This is a genomic window from Herbiconiux gentiana (genome assembly GCF_024978135.1).
In the GTDB taxonomy this organism is placed as follows: Bacteria; Actinomycetota; Actinomycetes; order Actinomycetales; family Microbacteriaceae; genus Herbiconiux; species Herbiconiux gentiana.
This window is the reverse complement of the sequence record NZ_JANTEZ010000006.1, coordinates 181,153-198,552: the sequence shown is the minus strand read 5'-3', so window position 1 is coordinate 198,552 and position 17,400 is coordinate 181,153. Positions and strand designations below refer to the sequence as shown.

Genomic DNA, 17,400 nt, shown 5'->3' with positions numbered 1-17,400 from the left:
CCGTCAGCGGCCGACTGACGGCCACGGCGCCGGCCCGGGGGACGGAGGCGGCCGGGCAGCTCGGTCGGCCGCGTCGCCGCTCCCCCATCCTTCCGCTCCGCCCCGCCGGGGCTGGAGCCGGGCGGAGCGGAGCGGGTCAGAGGACGCCGTCGAGGAGCGGGGTGGGGTTGCCGAAGCGGTGGTCCGTGGCCGAGACCGCCTGCTCGCGCAGGAACGGGAGCAGCTCGAGGCGTCCGGCGAGGGTGACCTCCCCGGCGTGCACCGCCAGCTCGGGCGACCCGTCGAGAGCGACGGCGAGCGCCCCGGCGTCGCCGCCGATCAGCCGGATGCGCGGCACCTGCCCCACGAACTGCGGCGCCCGCTTCAGCCAGGCCGCGTCGTTCTCGATCACGACCTTGACCCCGCGCTCCTTCAGCAGCACCCGGAGGGGCCGCGGCAGCTTGCTCGCCGAGCTCACCGACACCTTCGCGCGGGCGAGCGTGGCGGCGGCGAGCACCCGCACGAGCTCGTGCAGCGGCCGCCCCTCCGACAGCCGGACGGCGACCGGCACCGGCAGGTAGCGGAGCACGTTGCGCTCGACCTCGAGCGCCGACGGATCGCTCGGCGCGAAGAACGAGGTGAGGGCGGCCTGGTCGCTCTTGGCTCCGCGGCGGGCGAAGTCGAAGTCGGTCCAGTCGAGACCGGCGGTCGCCGACTCGAGCAGCTGCACGACAGCCGGCTCGAGGCCGGCGAGGTTGGGGCCCTCTCCGGGTTCGCCCGGCTCGGCGCGCCAGTCGCCGAGGTGCACCAGGTAGTTCGGGCCACCGGCCTTCGCGCCCGCGCCGACCGACGACTTCTTCCACCCGCCGAACGGCTGCCGGCGCACGATCGCGCCGGTGGTGCCGCGGTTGACGTAGAGGTTGCCGGCCTCGACCGTCGCCAGCCACTGCCGCACCTCGTCGGAGTCGAGGGAGTGCAGCCCGGCGGTCAGGCCGTAGGGCACCGCGTTCTGCAATTCGATCGCCTGCTCGAGGCTCGTGGCATGCAGGATGCCGAGCACCGGCCCGAAGTACTCGATGAGGTGGAAGTCGGAGCCGGGGAGCACACCCTCGCGCACGCCGGGCGACCAGAGCCGCCCGCTGCCCTCGAGCTGCTTCGGCTCGACGAGCCAGCGCTCGCCCTGGCCGAGCGTGGTGAGAGCCTCGGCGAGCTTGCCGCTCGCGGGCTCGATCAGCGGACCCATGCGGCTCGCCGGGTCGGTCGGCCAGCCGACCGTCAGCGAGGTGACGGCGTCGACGAGCTGCCGGCGGAACCGCTCCGACCGCGCCACCGAACCCACCAGGATGACGAGGCTCGCGGCCGAGCACTTCTGCCCGGCGTGCCCGAAGGCGCTGGACACCAGATCAGCCACGGCCAGGTCGAGGTCGGCGCTGGGAGTCACCACGATGGCGTTCTTGCCGCTCGTCTCCGCCAGCAGCGGCAGGGTCGGCCGCCACGACCGGAAGAGTGCAGCGGTGTCGTAGGAGCCGGTGAGGATGAGCCGGTCGACCCGCTCGTCGGACATCAGCTGCCGACCGAGATCGCCCTCGTCGACGTCGACCAGGGTGAGCAGCTCACGCGGGATGCCCGACTCCCAGAGCGCCTCGACCATCACCGCCGCCGACCGCCGCGCCTGCGGGGCCGGCTTGATGATGACGGCGCTGCCGGCGGCGAGCGCCGCGAGAACTCCCCCGGCCGGGATGGCGACCGGGAAGTTCCACGGCGGCACCACCACGGTGAGCCGCGACGGCACGAAGACCGCCCCCTCGACGGTGTCGAGTTCGAGGGCTGTGTGGGCGTAGTAGCGGGCGAAGTCGATCGCCTCGCTCACCTCGGGGTCGGCCTGGTCGATGGTCTTGCCCGTCTCGGCCGCCATGACCTCGATCAGGCGGTCGCGGTTGGCCTCGAGGGCGTAGCCGGCCCGACGGATGTACCCCGCGCGCTCGGCGGCACTCCTGGCCCCCCACCGCTCCCCGGCGGCGACCGCGGCCGCGACGATCCCGTCGAGCTGAACCTCGTCGTCGACCCGCGCGGACTCGATCGTCTCGGTGCCGAGGGTCGACCCTGCCACCCGGGCAAGGATCCGCGCTCCCCACGCGCGGTTGGCGGCGAGGGACGTGTCGGTGTCGGGCGTGTTGCGGAATTCTGCCGCGGCGGGCTCCAAGTCCCCCGTCAGCCGGTTCTGCGTGCGCCGCGGCCCGAGCTCGGCCCCGGCGGAATCCCATGGTTCCGGCCACGGCCGGGCACCCGCCTCCGCGACGGCGTGGACGACTCCCCCCGCGTCGGCGGTAACGACTCCCTCCGCGCCGTGGTGCACACCTCCCACGCTGCCGGCGGGAACGACCCCCTCCGCGCCCGGCTGGATGCCTCCCTCTACGCCCGCGTCGGGCTCGTCGCCCTCCGGCTCCCCGCGGAGCTCGGCGAGGGAGACCTGGCGCGCCTGCTCCGCCTCCAGTTCGGCGAGCGCCTCCCGCAGCGCCTCCGCGGCCTCCCGTTCCAGCGCTGACAGCGACCGACCCCCACTCGCGCCACCGTCACCGTCGCCGGGGTCCTGCCCCTGGCCCTCCTCATAGTCGTCACCCGCACCACCGTCGCCACTGCTACCACCGTCACCGTCCACCTGCTCGTGGACGGCACCGTCGCCGTGCTCGTGGTGGTCGGCGCCCGCGCCGCCAGCGCCGCCGTCGCGGCCTACGCCACCCTCCGCGGGGGGCGCCGACAGCTCCGCCTCCAGCGCCGCGAGCGACGCCAGGAAGCGGTCGCGCTCCTTGGCGAAGGCCGAGGGGGTCGAGGCCAGGTCGAAGAGGGACGACATGAAGTTGGCGTCGGAGGCGTTCTCCTCGAGGCGGCGCACGAGGTAGCCGATGGCCACGTCGAACTCCTTCGGCGCGACGACGGGCGTGTAGAGCAGCAGCGAGCCGACGGTCTTGCGCACGGCCTCGGCCTGGCCCGTCGCCATGCCCAGCAGCATCTCGACATCGACCGCCTCGGTAACCCCGCGCTGCTCGGCCAGCAGCCAGGCCCACGCGAGGTCGAACAGGTTGTGGCCGGCGACGCCGATGCGCACGGCGCCGACGTGCTCGGGGCGCAGGGCCCAGTCGAGCACCCGCTTGTAGTTGGTGTCGGTCTGCTGCTTGGTGTCGAAGGTGGCCAGGGGCCACCCGTGCAGCGCCGCGTCGACGTGCTCCATCGCGAGGTTCGCGCCCTTCACGACCCGCACCTTGATCGGGGCTCCGCCGCGGGCGCGGCGTTCGGCAGCCCACGCGTGCAGGCGCTGGAGGGCGGGAAGCGCATCCGGCAGGTAGGCCTGCAGCACGATGCCGGCCTCGAGGTCGAGGAAGTCGGGCTCGTCGAGGATGCGCTGGAAGACCGCGATGGTGAGGTCGAGGTCGCGGTACTCCTCCATGTCGAGATTGATGAAGGTGCGGTCGGGCAGCCCGTTCTCGATCTCGAGCCCCAGCGGACTCTTTCTCGCCGCGATGCGGTAGAGCGGGATGAGCGTCTGGGCGACCCGCTCGACCGTCTCGTCGAAGGCCCACATCGACAGCTGGGCCGCGACCGACGAGACCTTGACCGAGACGTAGTCGACATCGGGGCGCTGCAGGAGCTTCTTCGTGCCGTTCAAGCGGTTCGCGGCCTCGGCGTCGCCGAGCACCGCCTCGCCGAGCAGGTTGATGTTCAGCCGCACGGCGCCCTCGCCGGCCTCGCGCAGCTTCTTCACCGCCGGCCCGAACTTCGAGGGGCGCGAGTCGACGATGAGGTGCCCGACCATCGCCCGCAGCACCCGCCGCGCCAGCGGAACCACCGCGAGCGGCAGCACCTCGCCGACGGCGCCGCCCGTGACCACCGCCGCCCGCAGCGCCGGAGGGAGGAAGTGCGGCACCCGCTCGGCCAGTCGCTTCAGGTTCTTGGCCGCCACGGCGAGGTCTTCGGGGCGTGCCACACCGTCGACGAAGCCCACCGTGAAGCCCAGGCCGTCTGGGTCTTTCAGCACCCCCGCCAGCCGCGCCGCCGCGGGGTCGACCGGCGCATCGGCGCTCTCGTCGACCCACCGCCGCGCCAGCGCCACCGCGGCCTCGCCCAGTGAAGGCGCCGCGAGGGCAGGCTCGGACGGGTGGGAGTGCGGCGCGGTCATGCTCCGAGAATAGATCGCGGGTGCCGCCGTTAGGCTCAGGGCATGCCAGCTGTGCAGAACTTCGACGTGGTCGTCGTCGGTGGAGGACACAACGGCCTCGTGGCCGCCGCCTATCTCGCCCGCGCGGGCCGACGGGTCTGTGTGCTCGAGCGCCAACCGGTGCTCGGCGGCGCAGCCGTCTCGGCGTATGCCTTCGACGGCATGGATGCGCGCCTCAGCCGCTACTCCTACCTCGTCAGCCTGCTGCCGCAGACGATCATCGACGACCTCGGCCTCGAGCTCCGGCTGATCCGCCGCCGCTACTCCTCCTACACACCCGAGCCGGGCACCGACCGCGGCCTCCTCATCGACAACAGCGACATCGAAGCGACCCGGGCGTCCTTCGCCGCCATCGGCGCCGACCGCGACGCCGAGGCCTTCGACGCGCTCGGCGCAGACCTCGCGCGGGTGGCCGCGGCCGTCTGGCCGACGATGACGGGCCCGCTGCCGACCGAGTCCGAGGTGCGACGGATGCTCGGGGACGACGCCCTGTGGACCGAGCTGTTCGAGCATCCGCTCGGCCGCACCCTGCGCGACCGCTTCGAGAACGACCTCGTGCGCGGTGTCGTCGCCACCGACGGCCTGATCGGCACGTTCGCATCGCTCGACGACCCGTCGCTGCAGCAGAACATCTGCTTCCTGTACCACGTGATCGGTGGCGGGACGGGCGACTGGGACGTGCCGGTCGGCGGGATGGGCGCCGTGACCGGCGAGCTCGAGCGGGTGGCGCGCGAGGCGGGAGTGGAGTTCCGCCTGGGCGCCGAGGTGGTGTCGATCGCACCCAGCGGCGAGGTGGTCTACCGAACCGCCGCCGTGGACGGCGACCACGATGACGATCACGACCCCGATGACGACACGATCACCACCCCCACCCGAGACGAGACTGTGCACGGCGACTACGTGCTGGCGAACGTCGCCCCCGCGGTCCTGGCCCACCTGCTTCCGGGCGGAACCGGTGCGACGCCCGCCCCGGCACCCTGGCCGGCACCCATCCCCGAAGGCGCTCAGACGAAGACCAACCTCCTGCTCAGCCGCCTCCCCCGCCTCCGCGACGAGACCGTGCCGCCCGAGGCGGCCTTCGGCGGCACCTTCCACATCAACGAACTCGAGTCGCAGCTCGAGCGGGCGGTGCTCGACGCCGAGGGCGGGCGCATCCCGAGCCCGGTTCCGGCCGAGATCTACTGCCACTCGCTGACCGATCCGAGCATCCTGTCGCCTGAGCTGCGGGAGCAGGGCGCGCAGACCCTCACCGTCTTCGCCCTGCACACTCCGCACCGCCTCGTCGCCGGGTGCGACCGGGCCGAGGCCCGCGCCGAACTGCAGGCCGCCGTGCTCGAGTCGCTGAACAGCGTGCTCGCCGAGCCGATCGAACCGCTCCTGCTCACCGACGCGCACGGCCGCCCCTGCATCGAGACCAAGACCACCGCCGACCTCGAGCAGGCGCTCGGCCTCCCCGGCGGACACATCTTCCACGCCCCGCTCAGCTGGCCCTTCCTGCCCGACGACGCGCCGCGCGCCACCGCCGCCGAGCGCTGGGGTGTCGCGACCGAGCACGCGCGCATCCTGCTTTGCGGCGCGGGCACCCGCCGCGGCGGCGGCGTCTCGGGCCTCGGCGGCCACAGCGCGGCGATGGCCGTGCTCGACGACGCCCTCTGACGGCCGCGACCCCGACCCCGAGTCACCACCCGCGCCGGCCCGCCGCTCCGACCAACCACCCGCGCTTCGCCCACCGCGCCCGACACGAGACCACCGGATGCCCGCCCCCTTCGATCGCCCCACCACCCATCACCTGCCGGCGCTGCGCCCCCTCACCGTGGTGGGCGTCACCCGGGTCACCCCCGTCTTCGCGCGGGTCACCCTCACGGGCCCCGAGCTGGACGACTTCCCCGCCACCGGCCCCGATGACCACGTCAAGGTCTTCTTCCCCGACCCGACGACCGGCGTGCTGACGGTGCCCACCCCCCGAATACCGGCGGCCGGCCCCACCACCCGCCAAGCCCCCGGCGACGCACCGGCCCCGATCCACCCACCAGCGAAAATCCACCCACCAGCAACCATCCACCCCCGCGACTACACCCCCCGCACCTTCCGCCCCGCCACCCCCAAGCGCCCGGCCGAGCTCGACCTCGACGTCCTGCTGCACGGGGACGGCATCGCCTCCACCTGGGCCGCGAGCGCCCGCCCAGGCGACCCCCTCGCCGTCGGCGGCCCCCGCATCTCGAAGGGCCTCCCCCTCGACGCGACCGGCGTGCTGCTCCTCGGCGACGAGTCCGCGCTCCCCGCCATCGCCCGCTGGCTCGAGCAGCTGCCCGCCGCCACACCCGTCTCGGTGCTGCTCGAGGTCGACGACGCCCGCGCCCGCGCCTACTTCCCCGACGAGCTCCGGATGCGCGCCGACATCCTCTGGCTCCTCCGCGAGCACGGCCCCGGCCAGCTCCTCGCGGCACTCCGCGGGCTCGGCCCGCTCGACGACGGCACCTTCGTCTTCGGCGCAGGCGAGGCCGACGCGCTCGTCCCCCTCCGCCAGCACCTCCGCAAGGAGCTCGCCCTGCCCGCAGCCCGCGTCGCCCTCAACGGCTACTGGCGCCGCAGCTGACCCGCCCGGCCGCTCCGCGGAGGCTCGGCCCCGGCCGAGCCGCGTGGCACCGCCGCAGAACCCCTCAGCTCCACTCGCTCCACGTCGGCACCTTCGTCGACGGCAGCTGCGTCCCCGCGGCCCACCCCTCGATCCACTCCGGCATCCGCCCGTCGGCCGGCGCCGCCCCCACCCCCGGCAGCTCCATCAGCTCCGGCACGGTCACGATCCCGCCCGCCCGCTTCAGCAGCCGTGCCCGGATGAACGCCCGCGCGTACACCTCCCCCTTCACCACGAATCGCTGCTCGACGTACAGCGAGCGCTCGTCGAACCCGAGCATCCGCGTCTCGATCTCGAACCGCTGCCACAGCTCGAGCGACCGCCGGAAGCTCATTGTCTCGGCGACCACCACCGGGTACCAGCCGCGTCGCTGCAGCTCGGGCCACAGCCCGCTGCGCGTCAGCACGTCGAGCCGCGCGATGTCGAGCAGCGAGAAGTAGACCCCGTTGTTCATGTGCCGCAGCACGTCGAGATCGGTCGGCAGCACCCGGAACGGGCGGCTCCCCACGTCCCAGATGCCGAGCGGCGAGCGGAAGCGCGCGGTGAGCGTGCCGAGGACGGTCCGGAAGAAGAAGTGCACGCAGCGATCGTAGACATCGTGCGGCGGAACGGCCGCTCTGTTGTGAAGACCTACAAACGGGGGCGGCACGATCGGGCGGGCCACTCATCCCCGACGACTAAAATCAGCGGATGCCCGTGCCGAAGATCATCCTCTACTACGTCTTCGCGCCGGTGGCCGACCCCGCGGCGGTAAGGCTCTGGCAGCGCGACTTGGCCGAGTCGCTGGGGCTGCGGGGGCGCATCCTGATCTCGGAGCACGGCATCAACGGAACGCTCGGCGGGGAGCTCGACGCGGTGAAGCGCTACGTGCGGAAGACCCGGGAGTTCGAGCCGTTCGCTGAGCTCGACGTGAAGTGGAGCGAGGGCACCGGGCTCGAGGACGGGCCGGCGTCGAAGCACACGGTCTATCGCGCGAGCACCGACTTCCCGCGGCTGAGCGTCAAGGTGCGCGACGAGATCGTGAGCTTCGGCGCGCCCGGCGAGCTGACGGTCGACGCCGGCGGAGTGGTGGGCGGGGGTACGCACCTCGCTCCCGAGGAGCTGCACGAGCTGGTCGAGACCAAGCGCGCCGCGGGCGAGGAGGTGGTGTTCTTCGACGGCCGCAACGCCTTCGAGGCCGCCATCGGGCGCTTCGAGGGGGCGGTCGTGCCCGACGTGGCGACCACCCGCGACTTCGTCGCCGAGCTCGACAGCGGCAAGTACGACCACCTGAAAGGCAAGCCGGTGGTGACGTACTGCACCGGGGGCATCCGCTGCGAGGTGCTGTCATCGTTGATGACCGCCCGCGGTTTCGGCGAGGTGTACCAACTCGACGGCGGCATCGTGCGCTACGGCGAGGCCTTCGGCGACCGGGGCCTCTGGAAGGGCGCCCTCTACGTCTTCGACGGCCGCGGCTCGCTCACCTACGCGCCCGACACGCAGCCGATCGGCCGCTGCGTGGTCTGCGGCGAGGCGACCTCGGCCATGCGCAATTGCGCCGACCCCGCCTGCCGCGAGCAGCTCGTCGTCTGCGCCGAGCACGCCGAGCCCGTGCACTGCGCCGCCCACGCCTGACTCGTGCATCGCGCGGGACCGGCCCGACCCGGCAGCCCGCTGCCGCCGTATGCTCACACCATGACCGACCCGCACGGCGGCACCGCCGACGCCTACGACCCCACCGTCGCCCACCCCAGCCATGAGCTCGTGCACGACCGCGCCGACGCGCTGCTCGCCCTGCATCACGCGCCCGAGATCCTCACGGTCGTCAACGTCTGGGACGTCGCCAGCGCGACCGTGCTCGCCGACCTCCCCCAGACGAAGGCGCTCGCCACGGCCAGCCACGCCATCGCCGCCTCCTACGGCTACGAGGACGGCGAGCGCATCCCCGTCGACCTGATGATCGAGGCCGTCGGCCGCATCGCGCTCTCCACCTCGCTGCCCGTGAGCGCCGACCTCGAGGGCGGCTACGGCGACGTGGGCGACACGGTGCGCCGCGCGATCGGCGTGGGTGTCGTGGGCGCCAACCTCGAAGACCGCATGCGCCCGCACATCGAGTCGGTCGAGAACGTCGCCGAGGTGATGAAGGCGGCCGAGGCCGAGGGGGTGCGCTTCGTGCTCAATGCGAGAACGGATGCTCTGCTGATGCGCGGCGACCGGCCGCTCGACGACGCGGTGGCCGACGCGATCGAGCGCGGCCGCGCCTACCTCGACGCCGGGGCGGCCTGCGTGTTCGTGCCCGGGCTGATCGACGAGGAGCTCGCGACGCGGCTCGTCGAGGGCATCGGCGAGCGGAAGGTGAGCGTGATCGGCGTGCCCGGATCGCTCTCGCCGAAGCGCTACGAGGAGCTCGGAATCGCCCGCATCTCGTACGGGCCGTGGCCGCAGCGTGTGGCCCTCACGGCCCTGCAGCGGTCGGCGCTGGAGCTCTATGCGGGCGGCATGCTCCCGCCCGACACGCAGCTGCTCACCTGAGCCGTCGCTCGGCGGCGCGACCGTGCCGGAGAGGCCGGGCTCGCACCTGAGCCTCAGCGGCCGCGCCGCGCCGCGCGCGCCTCGCGCCGTTCGAGTGCCCGACGGTGCGAGAACCGCCGCGCATCCGTGCCCGACAGCGCCAGCAGCACCAGCACGTCGAACGACAGCCCCACCAGGTTCGTCTGCAGGGTGATCTGCGGCCCACCGCCGAAGAAGTCGACGGCGGTGATCAGGATGGCGACCGACCCCAGCCCCATCGCCGTGAAGCGTGCCCAGTTGTGGCCGTGGAAGATCAGGAACGCCAGCACCGAATAGAGCGCGCTGATGACCAGCGCCAGGGCCACGAACACGGCGGCCACGAGCGACGACAGGTAGGCCGAGTCGGCCGGCGTGAGCGCTCCGGTGAGGGTGCGGAAGTCGATCTGCCCGTCGCCGATGGAGAAGGCTACGACGATCACGGCGATCAGTGCCGCCACGACCCGCGCGGCCATCAGCAGCACACCCAGATAGATCGAGGCGGGGCGCCCGCTGCCGGCGATCGGCGACTCCGAGAACACGGCGGCGGGGCTCGGCGCCACCGGCTTCTCGGCGTGCGGCAGGCCGTCGCTGCCGGCCTCGGTCGCCGACGGCACGGGCACCTCGGTCAGGTCGACCACGGGCAGGTCGCCGTCGGTGACGATGGCGTCGCCGCCGCCGTTGACGTGGTGGTAGCCGGTGGAGAAGTTGCGGATCAGCTCGACCGACACCGCCGGGTTGCCCTCGACGAGGGTCGAGACGATGTGGTCGCGCTCCTTGTCGGTCTCCTTGTCGATGCGGTGCGTGACCTGCAGCGTGAAGAACGAGATGCCGATGCTTCGGTCGTAGGTGCCGGCCGCCAGCCAGTCGGCCTCGTGACCGCCGGGGAGCAGCCAGCCGGCCGGGCAGCGCCAGAAGCGCACGTGGTGGCGCTTCGACGGCGTGCCCTCGACCTCCTGCTGGTAGGTGAAGGCCTGCACCGTGCCGAACAGGTACAGGCGCGAGACGGGCGCGCCCGGGTAGCTGCGGTTCAGCAGGGTGCCGCGCACGGTGCGCAGCGCCGAGGTGATGCCCATGTCGTCGGCCCGGTGCCAGCCCGCACGGATCATCGCCTCGTGGATCTGCTCCTCGCTGCCGCGGAGCGCCACGTTCACCGGGTCGCCGAGCAGCCCCTCGCGCGTGCGGGCCCGCCCGATGAAGTAGTCGGGCACGTAGAACAGGGTCAGGATGCTGTGCACCCGCGGCAGCAGCAGGTAGGCCACGACCACCCAGAACACGAGCAGGAACCAGAGCTGCTGCCAGCCCCGGGCGAACGACTCGGTGATGACGAGGAAGGCCAGCCAGCCGATCGAGACGGTGCCGACGAAGAAGAACACGCTGTCGACGACGAGCCCCACCGAGGCGCGCAGAGTGCGGCGACGGATGTGCTCGGCGAGGGAGGAGTCCTCGAGCTCGCGCTCAGCCGCGTCGGCGTCCCGTGGAGCCATCCACAGCGTCCTTTCGTCTCTGGGATTCTCTCAGGGATTCCGGGTTTCCTGTGACAAGCCGCGAGCGCCACCCTAGGCTGGACGGGCGGTGGCGGCCGCGCGTTCCCCTTCCGGACACCGACAGGACAGGCATCCATGCCCACCGGCGTACCCATCGAATTCTCAGGCCTCACGAAGCAGTTCGGGCAGGTGGCTGCGGTCTCCGACCTCTCCTTCACCGTCGAACCAGGCCAGGTCACCGGGTTCCTCGGGCCGAACGGTGCCGGCAAGACCACCACGCTCCGAATGCTGCTCGGTCTCGTGCAGCCGAGCTCGGGCAGCGCGAGCTTCGGCGGCACCGCCTACGCGCAGCTCGACTCCCCGCTCTCCACCGTCGGCGCCTCGCTCGAGGCCGCCAGCTTCCACCCCGGCCGCTCGGCCCGCAACCACCTGGCCGTGTACGCCCAGGCCGCCGGCCTGCCGAAGACGGCTCCGGATGCGGCGCTCGAAAAGGTCGGGCTCGCCGGCTACGCGAACCGCCGGGTCGGCGGCTACTCCCTCGGCATGCGCCAGCGCCTCGGACTCGCCTTCGCGCTGCTCGGCGACCCGGGGGTGCTCGTGCTCGACGAGCCGATCAACGGCCTCGACCCCGAGGGCATCAAGTGGATCCGGCTGCTCCTTCGCGCCATGGCCGCCGAGGGCCGCACCGTGCTGATCAGCTCCCACCTCCTCAGCGAGGTGCAGCAGACCGTCGACGAGGTCGTCATCATCTCCCACGGCACCCTGGTGCACCGCGGCGAGCTGTCGACCCTCGACACCTCCGACACGAAGCAGGTGCAGGTGAACGCCGACGACCGCGACCGACTCGCCGAGATCATCCGCGGGGCCGGCTACACCGTCTCGAACCTGCGCTCGGGGGTACTGGTCGACAACGCCGAGGCGGGGGAGATCGGGCGGCTCGCGTTCGACGCGGGCATCCCCTTGACCGGGCTGTCGCAGAAGCGCACGGGTCTCGAGGAGAGCTTCCTCACCCTCGTCGGCGAGGAGGGTGCGCTGTGAGCCTCGTCCACGCGGTGCGGTCGGAGACCACCAAGATCACCAGCACCCGGCTCTGGTGGGTGCTGGCCCTCATCATGGTCGGCTACGTCGGCATCTGCGCCGGCGGGCTCGGTGCGATCTTCGGCGGGCTCGGCACCAACACGAACGGCCCGGTGCTGCCCGACGCGCAGATCCCGCTGCTCATCTACGGCTTCGCCACCTCGGTCGGCTACGTCTTCCCGGTGCTGTTCGGGGCGCTGGCGGTCACGAGCGAGTTCCGCTTCCAGTCGCTGACGCCCACCTTCCTCGCGACCCCGCGACGTGGGGTGGTGCTCGCGGCGAAGCTGATCACGCTGTTCCTCGCGGGCGCCGGCTTCGGCGTGCTCGCCCTGCTGGCGTCGATGGGTGCGGGTGCCGCGGTGCTCGCGGGCTTCGGCATCGACCCTCTGCTCTCCGACCCCGCCACCTGGGCCTTCGTCGGCCGCTCGCTGCTGGCCATGGCGCTCTGGGCCGCGATCGGCGTGGGCCTCGGCACGCTCGTGCCCAGTCAGGTCGCGGCGATCGTGATCGTGCTGGCGTTCACCCAGTTCGTCGAGCCGCTGCTGCGGCTGGGCTCCGGCATCACCGACTGGTCGGCGCAGATCGGGCAGTTCCTGCCTGGCTCGGCGAGTGACGCGCTCGTGGGGTCGAGCATCTACACCGCCATGTCGGGCGGCGGCGGGGTGGCCCTGGAGTGGTGGCAGGGCGGCCTGGTGCTCGCCGCCATCGCCGCGGTGGCCACGCTGATCGGCTTTGCCACCAGCTGGCGGCGCGACGTCTCCTGACCCGGATGACGCCACTGCGTCCCGGCCCATCGTCCCGACGCATCATCCCGACCCATCATCACCCGATTCGAGGAGGAATCATGTCCCGTGCCTACCTGGTGACCGAGAAGGGTGCGGCGGCCGAACTCGTCGACCGCGACCTGAGCGAGATCTTCGGCGACGACGAGAGCGCGGATACCACCGGCACCGTCGACCTCGAGGTGCTCGCGACGAGCGTCAACTACAAGGACGGCATGGCCCTCACCGGTCGCCCCGGCATCGTGCGCCGGTACCCGCTCGTGCCGGGCATCGACGTGGTCGGGCGGGTGACGGCCTCACGCGCATCCGCCTTCTCGATCGGTGACGTCGTGCTGCTGAACGGCGACGGTCTCGGCGAGACGCGGCACGGCGGGCTGGCCGAGCACGCGCGGGTGCGGGCGGATGCTCTGCTGCCCCTGCCCGAGGGCCTCACCCCCGAGCAGGCCGCCGCGATCGGCACCGCGGGCTTCACGAGCATGCTCGCCGTGCTCGCCCTCGCCGACGCCGGGGTCGAACCGGATGACGGGGAGGTGCTCGTCACGGGCGCCGCCGGCGGGGTCGGGTCGATCGCGATCGCCCTGCTCGCCGGCCGCGGCTACTCGGTGGTCGCGTCGAGCGGTCGCGCCGAGGCCGAGGGCGACTACCTGCGCCGGCTCGGCGCCGCTCGGGTGATCGACCGCTCGGTGCTGGCCGACGACGAGGGCGGGCCGCTGCAGAAGGCCACCTGGGCGGGCGCCGTCGACAGCGTGGGCAGCCGCACCCTGGCGACCGTGCTCGCGCAGACCCGGTACGGCGGAACCGTGGTGGCCTGCGGTCTGGCGCAGGGCTCCGACCTGCCGACGACGGTGCTGCCGTTCATCCTGCGCTCGGTGACGCTCACCGGGGCGAATTCGGTGGAGGCGCCGCGGGCGCTGCGGGAGCGGGCGTGGGCGGCGCTGGCCGAGGAGCTCGACCTGGAGCTGCTCGATTCGCTGACCACGACGGTCGGGTTCGAGGACGTGCCGGCGGTGGCCGAGCGCATCCTCGCGGGCGAGGTGCGGGGGCGCACGGTGGTGCGCGTGGGCGCCTAGCCCTACTCGATGATCTCGGTGCCTTCCAGCGGCGGCAGCCGCAGCGCGCGCAGCAGCTGGATCGAGTGGGAGGTCGTCACGATGATCCGCGAGAACTCCTGGCCCTCGAGGTCGATCACCACCGAGGTGCGTGTGCCCTTGACGAGCAGGAAGTCCTTGCCGTCGTGGAACTTCCAGGTGCCGACCGCCAGCGTCAACGGCACGGCCGCCCCGGGCGCGCGGATGCCCCGTACCCACACCCACGGGTCGTCGGTGAGCGCGGCCGAGCGGATGCTGTCGAGCGGCACCACGATGTCGGTGCGGCGGAACGACAGCACCTTCTCGGCCCGGGTGAGACGGATCTCGAGGCGATCGGTGTGGACGAAGAGAACGGCCATGCGTCTATCCTGCCGTGGGCGACCCGGCGAGCGGGAGGCCCTGCGCCGAGTCGGGGGTAACGATTCGAGAGATCATCGCGATCAGGCGGCCGGCGTCGCAGCGGCGGCCGCCCGCGCGGCGGCGGGCAGGGCATCCAGGATGCGGCCGATCGCCCGGTCGTCGTGCGCGGCCGAGACGAACCAGGCCTCGTAGACCGACGGCGGCAGCGAGACGCCCGCGTCGAGCATGCTGTGGAAGAAGGGCGCGTAGCGGAAGCCCTCCTGACGCTGCACGTCGGCGTAGTCGCGCGGGGCGACGTCGGAGCCGAAGGTGAAGCTGAACAGGCTGCCCGCCCGCTGCAGGCTGTGCGCGACCCCGGCCTCGGAGAAGGCGGCCGAGACGGCGTCGGAGATGGTCGTCGAGACGGCGTCGAGCGTCTCGTAGACCGCCGCGTCGGCCAGGCGCAGCGTGGTGAGACCCGCGGCGACCGCGATCGGGTTCCCCGAGAGCGTGCCGGCCTGGTAGACCGGGCCGAGCGGGGCGAGGTGGTCCATCACGTCGGCCCGCCCGCCGAGCGCCGCGAGCGGCATACCGCCGCCGACGACCTTGCCGAAGGTGACGAGGTCGGGGGTGTACGGATGCGCGACCGCTCCATCGGGCCCGGCGGAGTTCTCGAGCCCCCACCAGCCGGCGGCCCCGACGCGGAACCCCGTGAGCACCTCGTCGACGATCAGCAGCGCACCGTTCTCGTGCGCGATGTCGGCGAGCGCCGCGTTGAAGCCCGGCGCGGGAGGAACGACGCCCATGTTCGCGGGAGCCGCCTCGACGATGATCGCGGCGACCTGCTGGCCGAACTCGGCGAAGGCCGCGCGCACCGCATCGAGGTCGTTGTACGGCAGCACGATGGTGAGCGCGGCTGTCGCGGCCGGCACCCCGGCCGAGGCGGGCAGGGCGAGGGTGGCGAGCCCGGAGCCGGCCTCGGCCAGCAACGGGTCGGAGTGGCCGTGGTAGTGGCCGGCGAACTTGATCAGCACGTCGCGGCCGGTGAACCCGCGGGCGAGGCGGATGGCGGTCATGGTCGCCTCGGTTCCGGTCGAGACGAGCCGCAGCTTCTCGATCGGGGCGACACCACCGGCGATGACGCGGGCGCGCACGAGTTCGGCCAGGTCGGTCTCGGCCGGGGTGGTGGCTCCGAACGAGAGACCGCGGGCCGCCGCATCCTGAACCGCCCTGACGACCTCGGGATGCGCGTGCCCGAGCACCGCGGGGCCCCAGGAGCAGACCAGGTCGACGTACTCGCGGCCCTCGGAGTCGGTGATGTAGGGGCCCTTCGCCGACACCATGAAGCGCGGGGTGCCGCCGACCGAGCGGAAGGCGCGCACCGGGGAGTTCACGCCGCCCGGGATGGAGCGCTGGGCGCGGGCGAACTCGGTGGCGTTGCTGGTCATCACAGGCCCTTCAGGCTTCGGGCGACCTCGACCGCCCAGTAGGTGAGCACGGCCTCGGCGCCGGCTCGACGGATGCTCGTGAGCGACTCGAGGATCGCCCGCTCCCGGTCGATCCAGCCGTTGGCGGCCGCCGCCTCGATCATGGCGTACTCCCCCGACACCTGGTACGCCCAGACCGGCACGGGCACCGCGGCGGAGACGTCGGCCACCAGGTCGAGGTAGCTCAGGGCGGGCTTGACCATGACGATGTCGGCGCCCTCCTCGACGTCGAGCACGGCCTCGCGGAGGCCCTCGCGGCGGTTCGCCGGATCGAGCTGGTAGCTCTTGCGGTCACCGCGCAGCGTCGAGCCGACGGCCTCGCGGAAGGGGCCGTAGAACGCCGAAGCGTACTTCGCCGCGTAGGCGAGGATCGCGACGTCCTGGAAGCCCTCGCCGTCGAGCGCGTCGCGCACGGCCGCGACCTGGCCGTCCATCATTCCGGAGAGGCCGAGCAGGTGGCTGCCCGCGCGGGCCTGCTCGAGGGCCATGTCCCGGTAGCGCACGAGGGTGGCGTCGTTGTCGACGGCTCCCCGGGCATCCAGCACGCCGCAGTGGCCGTGGTCGGTGAACTCGTCGAGGCAGAGATCGGTCTGCACCACGAGCGCGTCGCCGGCCTCCTCGACCACGATGCGTGTGGCGGCGTTGAGCACGCCGTCGGGGTCGGTGGCGGCGGTGCCGACCGCATCCTTGTCGGCGTCGGCGGGCACACCGAAGAGCATCACACCGCCGAGGCCGACCTCGGCCGCTTCGGTCACTGCTCCGCGGAGACTCTCGAAGGTGTGCTGCAGCACGCCGGGCATGGAGTTCAGCGGCACGGGGGCGTCGATGTCGTCGCGCACGAACAGCGGCAGCACGAGCTGGGCGGGGTCGATGCGGGTCTCGGCGACCAGGCGGCGCAGCGCCGGAGTGCCGCGCAGCCGGCGCGGTCGGATCTCGGGGAAGGAGCCGGAAGTCATGACCTCCAGCTTAGATCGGTGCGCCTGGGGCGATGCCGGGCGCGGGCGATGCCGGGGCGTCCTGCGGGACTAGAACAGATGTTCGAATGTCGATAGGGTGGAGGCATGAACATCGACTTCCAGACCTCGCTCTTCGACGACCTCGACGCCGACCCCGGGCTCGAGCCGCTGGGCGGCGCGGTCGAGCGCACGATGCTCGGCGACGGGGCCTGGGTCGACCTGCGGCCGGGGTGGGTCACGAACTCCGACGCGCTGTTCGAGCGGCTCGCCCTCGACGTGCCGTGGCAGGCCGATCGGCGGGAGATGTACGACCGGGTGGTCGACGTTCCGCGGCTGGTGTCGCGCTTCGGGGTGGGCTCGGTCTATCCCGATCTGGCGCTCACCCGGGCACAGGATGCGCTGAACGACCATTACGGCCGCCCTCCGGGCCAGGTGTTCGAGACGGCGGGGCTGTGCTTCTACCGCACGGGCGACGACAGCGTGGCCTGGCACGGCGATCGCGTCGGGCGCACGATCGACCGCGACACGATGGTGGCGATCCTCTCGGTGGGCGCCGCGCGCACGCTGTCGGTGCGACCGAAGCCGGTGAACGGCCGCGCGGTGGGTGAGACGCTGCGTTTCCCGGTCGGGCACGGCGACCTCATCGTCATGGGCGGCAGCTGCCAGCGCACCCACGAGCACGCCATCCTCAAGACGAAGCAGGCGGTCGGCCCGCGCATCAGCGTGCAGTTCCGCCCCGACTGGCCGCGCTGACGCGCCGCGTCACCCTGGTCGCGCAAATGCACCTGGGCTGGACCGCGAAGGGGACTTTGCGCGACCCCGACGGGGAGA

At 72.6% G+C, this 17,400-nt stretch carries 14 protein-coding genes; 8 read left to right on the top strand and 6 right to left on the bottom strand.

Features of this window, described 5'->3' with window-relative positions:
* Positions 1–136 precede the first annotated feature (136 nt).
* A complete protein-coding gene (locus NVV95_RS15465) occupies positions 137–4,153 on the bottom strand; it encodes a proline dehydrogenase family protein (RefSeq protein ID WP_259487444.1) in 4,017 nt (1,338 codons plus the stop codon).
* Positions 4,154–4,195: 42 nt separating this feature from the next.
* On the opposite strand from NVV95_RS15465, the gene NVV95_RS15460 reads away from it, so the two are divergent.
* Together NVV95_RS15460 and NVV95_RS15455 are read left to right on the top strand one after the other, a co-directional pair.
* Complete coding sequence (locus NVV95_RS15460) at positions 4,196–5,848, top strand: phytoene desaturase family protein (protein WP_259487443.1); 1,653 nt, start codon at positions 4,196–4,198, stop codon at positions 5,846–5,848.
* Positions 5,849–5,945: 97 nt separating this feature from the next.
* Positions 5,946–6,788 (top strand): siderophore-interacting protein, encoded by an 843-nt coding sequence (locus NVV95_RS15455; RefSeq protein ID WP_259487442.1) that lies wholly within the window; start codon positions 5,946–5,948, stop codon positions 6,786–6,788.
* 64 nt (positions 6,789–6,852) lie between these two features.
* On the opposite strand, the gene NVV95_RS15450 is transcribed toward NVV95_RS15455, so the two are convergent.
* Positions 6,853–7,407, bottom strand: a complete 555-nt coding sequence (locus NVV95_RS15450) for an acyl-CoA thioesterase (RefSeq protein WP_259487441.1) — start codon at positions 7,405–7,407, stop codon at positions 6,853–6,855.
* 110 nt (positions 7,408–7,517) lie between these two features.
* On the opposite strand from NVV95_RS15450, the gene trhO reads away from it, so the two are divergent.
* The gene (gene trhO, locus NVV95_RS15445; protein WP_259487440.1) at positions 7,518–8,441 is read left to right on the top strand and encodes an oxygen-dependent tRNA uridine(34) hydroxylase TrhO; all 924 of its coding nucleotides are present in this window, start codon (positions 7,518–7,520) and stop codon (positions 8,439–8,441) included.
* Positions 8,442–8,501: 60 nt separating this feature from the next.
* The gene (locus tag NVV95_RS15440) at positions 8,502–9,338 is read left to right on the top strand and encodes an isocitrate lyase/PEP mutase family protein (RefSeq protein ID WP_259487439.1); all 837 of its coding nucleotides are present in this window, start codon (positions 8,502–8,504) and stop codon (positions 9,336–9,338) included.
* A 53-nt stretch (positions 9,339–9,391) separates the two neighbouring features.
* Here the strand turns inward: NVV95_RS15440 and NVV95_RS15435 are convergent, their stop codons facing one another.
* On the bottom strand, positions 9,392–10,840 hold the full coding sequence (locus NVV95_RS15435; RefSeq protein ID WP_259487438.1) for an LssY C-terminal domain-containing protein: 1,449 nt from the start codon (positions 10,838–10,840) through the stop codon (positions 9,392–9,394).
* A 135-nt stretch (positions 10,841–10,975) separates the two neighbouring features.
* Between NVV95_RS15435 and NVV95_RS15430 the strand changes: the two genes are divergently transcribed.
* The 3 genes from NVV95_RS15430 (at position 10,976) to NVV95_RS15420 (ending at position 13,769) form a co-directional block, all read left to right on the top strand.
* Positions 10,976–11,878, top strand: coding sequence for an ATP-binding cassette domain-containing protein (locus NVV95_RS15430; RefSeq protein WP_259487437.1), 903 nt, complete (start codon positions 10,976–10,978; stop codon positions 11,876–11,878).
* Entirely contained in the window at positions 11,875–12,681 is an 807-nt protein-coding gene (locus NVV95_RS15425; RefSeq protein WP_259487436.1) for an ABC transporter permease, read from the top strand. Before NVV95_RS15430 ends, NVV95_RS15425 begins: the two co-directional genes overlap by 4 nt.
* Positions 12,682–12,761: 80 nt before the next feature.
* Positions 12,762–13,769, top strand: coding sequence for an MDR family oxidoreductase (locus NVV95_RS15420; RefSeq protein ID WP_259487435.1), 1,008 nt, complete (start codon positions 12,762–12,764; stop codon positions 13,767–13,769).
* A 2-nt stretch (positions 13,770–13,771) separates the two neighbouring features.
* Here NVV95_RS15420 and NVV95_RS15415 read toward each other — a convergent pair whose 3' ends face one another.
* From NVV95_RS15415 to hemB, 3 genes are all read right to left on the bottom strand, one after another.
* Positions 13,772–14,146, bottom strand: a complete 375-nt coding sequence (locus NVV95_RS15415; protein WP_259487434.1) for a hypothetical protein — start codon at positions 14,144–14,146, stop codon at positions 13,772–13,774.
* A gap of 81 nt (positions 14,147–14,227) precedes the next feature.
* Positions 14,228–15,574 carry a glutamate-1-semialdehyde 2,1-aminomutase gene (hemL, locus tag NVV95_RS15410; protein ID WP_259487433.1) on the bottom strand — a complete coding sequence of 449 codons (1,347 nt, stop codon included), beginning with the start codon at positions 15,572–15,574 and terminating at the stop codon, positions 14,228–14,230.
* Entirely contained in the window at positions 15,574–16,569 is a 996-nt protein-coding gene (hemB, locus tag NVV95_RS15405; RefSeq protein ID WP_259487432.1) for a porphobilinogen synthase, read from the bottom strand. Before hemB ends, hemL begins: the two co-directional genes overlap by 1 nt.
* Positions 16,570–16,674: 105 nt before the next feature.
* Here hemB and NVV95_RS15400 point away from each other — a divergent pair, with 105 nt between their 5' ends.
* Entirely contained in the window at positions 16,675–17,322 is a 648-nt protein-coding gene (locus NVV95_RS15400; protein WP_259487431.1) for an alpha-ketoglutarate-dependent dioxygenase AlkB, read from the top strand.
* The last annotated feature ends 78 nt before the right edge of the window (positions 17,323–17,400 follow it).

Bases quoted from the DNA above. Each gene is read 5' to 3' on its own strand.
- NVV95_RS15465 (WP_259487444.1), bottom strand. From the start codon at position 4,153: ATGACCGCGCCGCACTCCCACCCGTCCGAGCCTGCCCTCGCGGCGCCT.
- NVV95_RS15460 (WP_259487443.1), top strand. From the start codon at position 4,196: ATGCCAGCTGTGCAGAACTTCGACGTGGTCGTCGTCGGTGGAGGACAC.
- NVV95_RS15455 (WP_259487442.1), top strand. From the start codon at position 5,946: ATGCCCGCCCCCTTCGATCGCCCCACCACCCATCACCTGCCGGCGCTG.
- trhO (WP_259487440.1), top strand. From the start codon at position 7,518: ATGCCCGTGCCGAAGATCATCCTCTACTACGTCTTCGCGCCGGTGGCC.
- NVV95_RS15440 (WP_259487439.1), top strand. From the start codon at position 8,502: ATGACCGACCCGCACGGCGGCACCGCCGACGCCTACGACCCCACCGTC.
- NVV95_RS15435 (WP_259487438.1), bottom strand. From the start codon at position 10,840: ATGGCTCCACGGGACGCCGACGCGGCTGAGCGCGAGCTCGAGGACTCC.
- NVV95_RS15430 (WP_259487437.1), top strand. From the start codon at position 10,976: ATGCCCACCGGCGTACCCATCGAATTCTCAGGCCTCACGAAGCAGTTC.
- NVV95_RS15420 (WP_259487435.1), top strand. From the start codon at position 12,762: ATGTCCCGTGCCTACCTGGTGACCGAGAAGGGTGCGGCGGCCGAACTC.
- NVV95_RS15415 (WP_259487434.1), bottom strand. From the start codon at position 14,146: ATGGCCGTTCTCTTCGTCCACACCGATCGCCTCGAGATCCGTCTCACC.
- hemL (WP_259487433.1), bottom strand. From the start codon at position 15,574: ATGACCAGCAACGCCACCGAGTTCGCCCGCGCCCAGCGCTCCATCCCG.
- hemB (WP_259487432.1), bottom strand. From the start codon at position 16,569: ATGACTTCCGGCTCCTTCCCCGAGATCCGACCGCGCCGGCTGCGCGGC.
- NVV95_RS15400 (WP_259487431.1), top strand. From the start codon at position 16,675: ATGAACATCGACTTCCAGACCTCGCTCTTCGACGACCTCGACGCCGAC.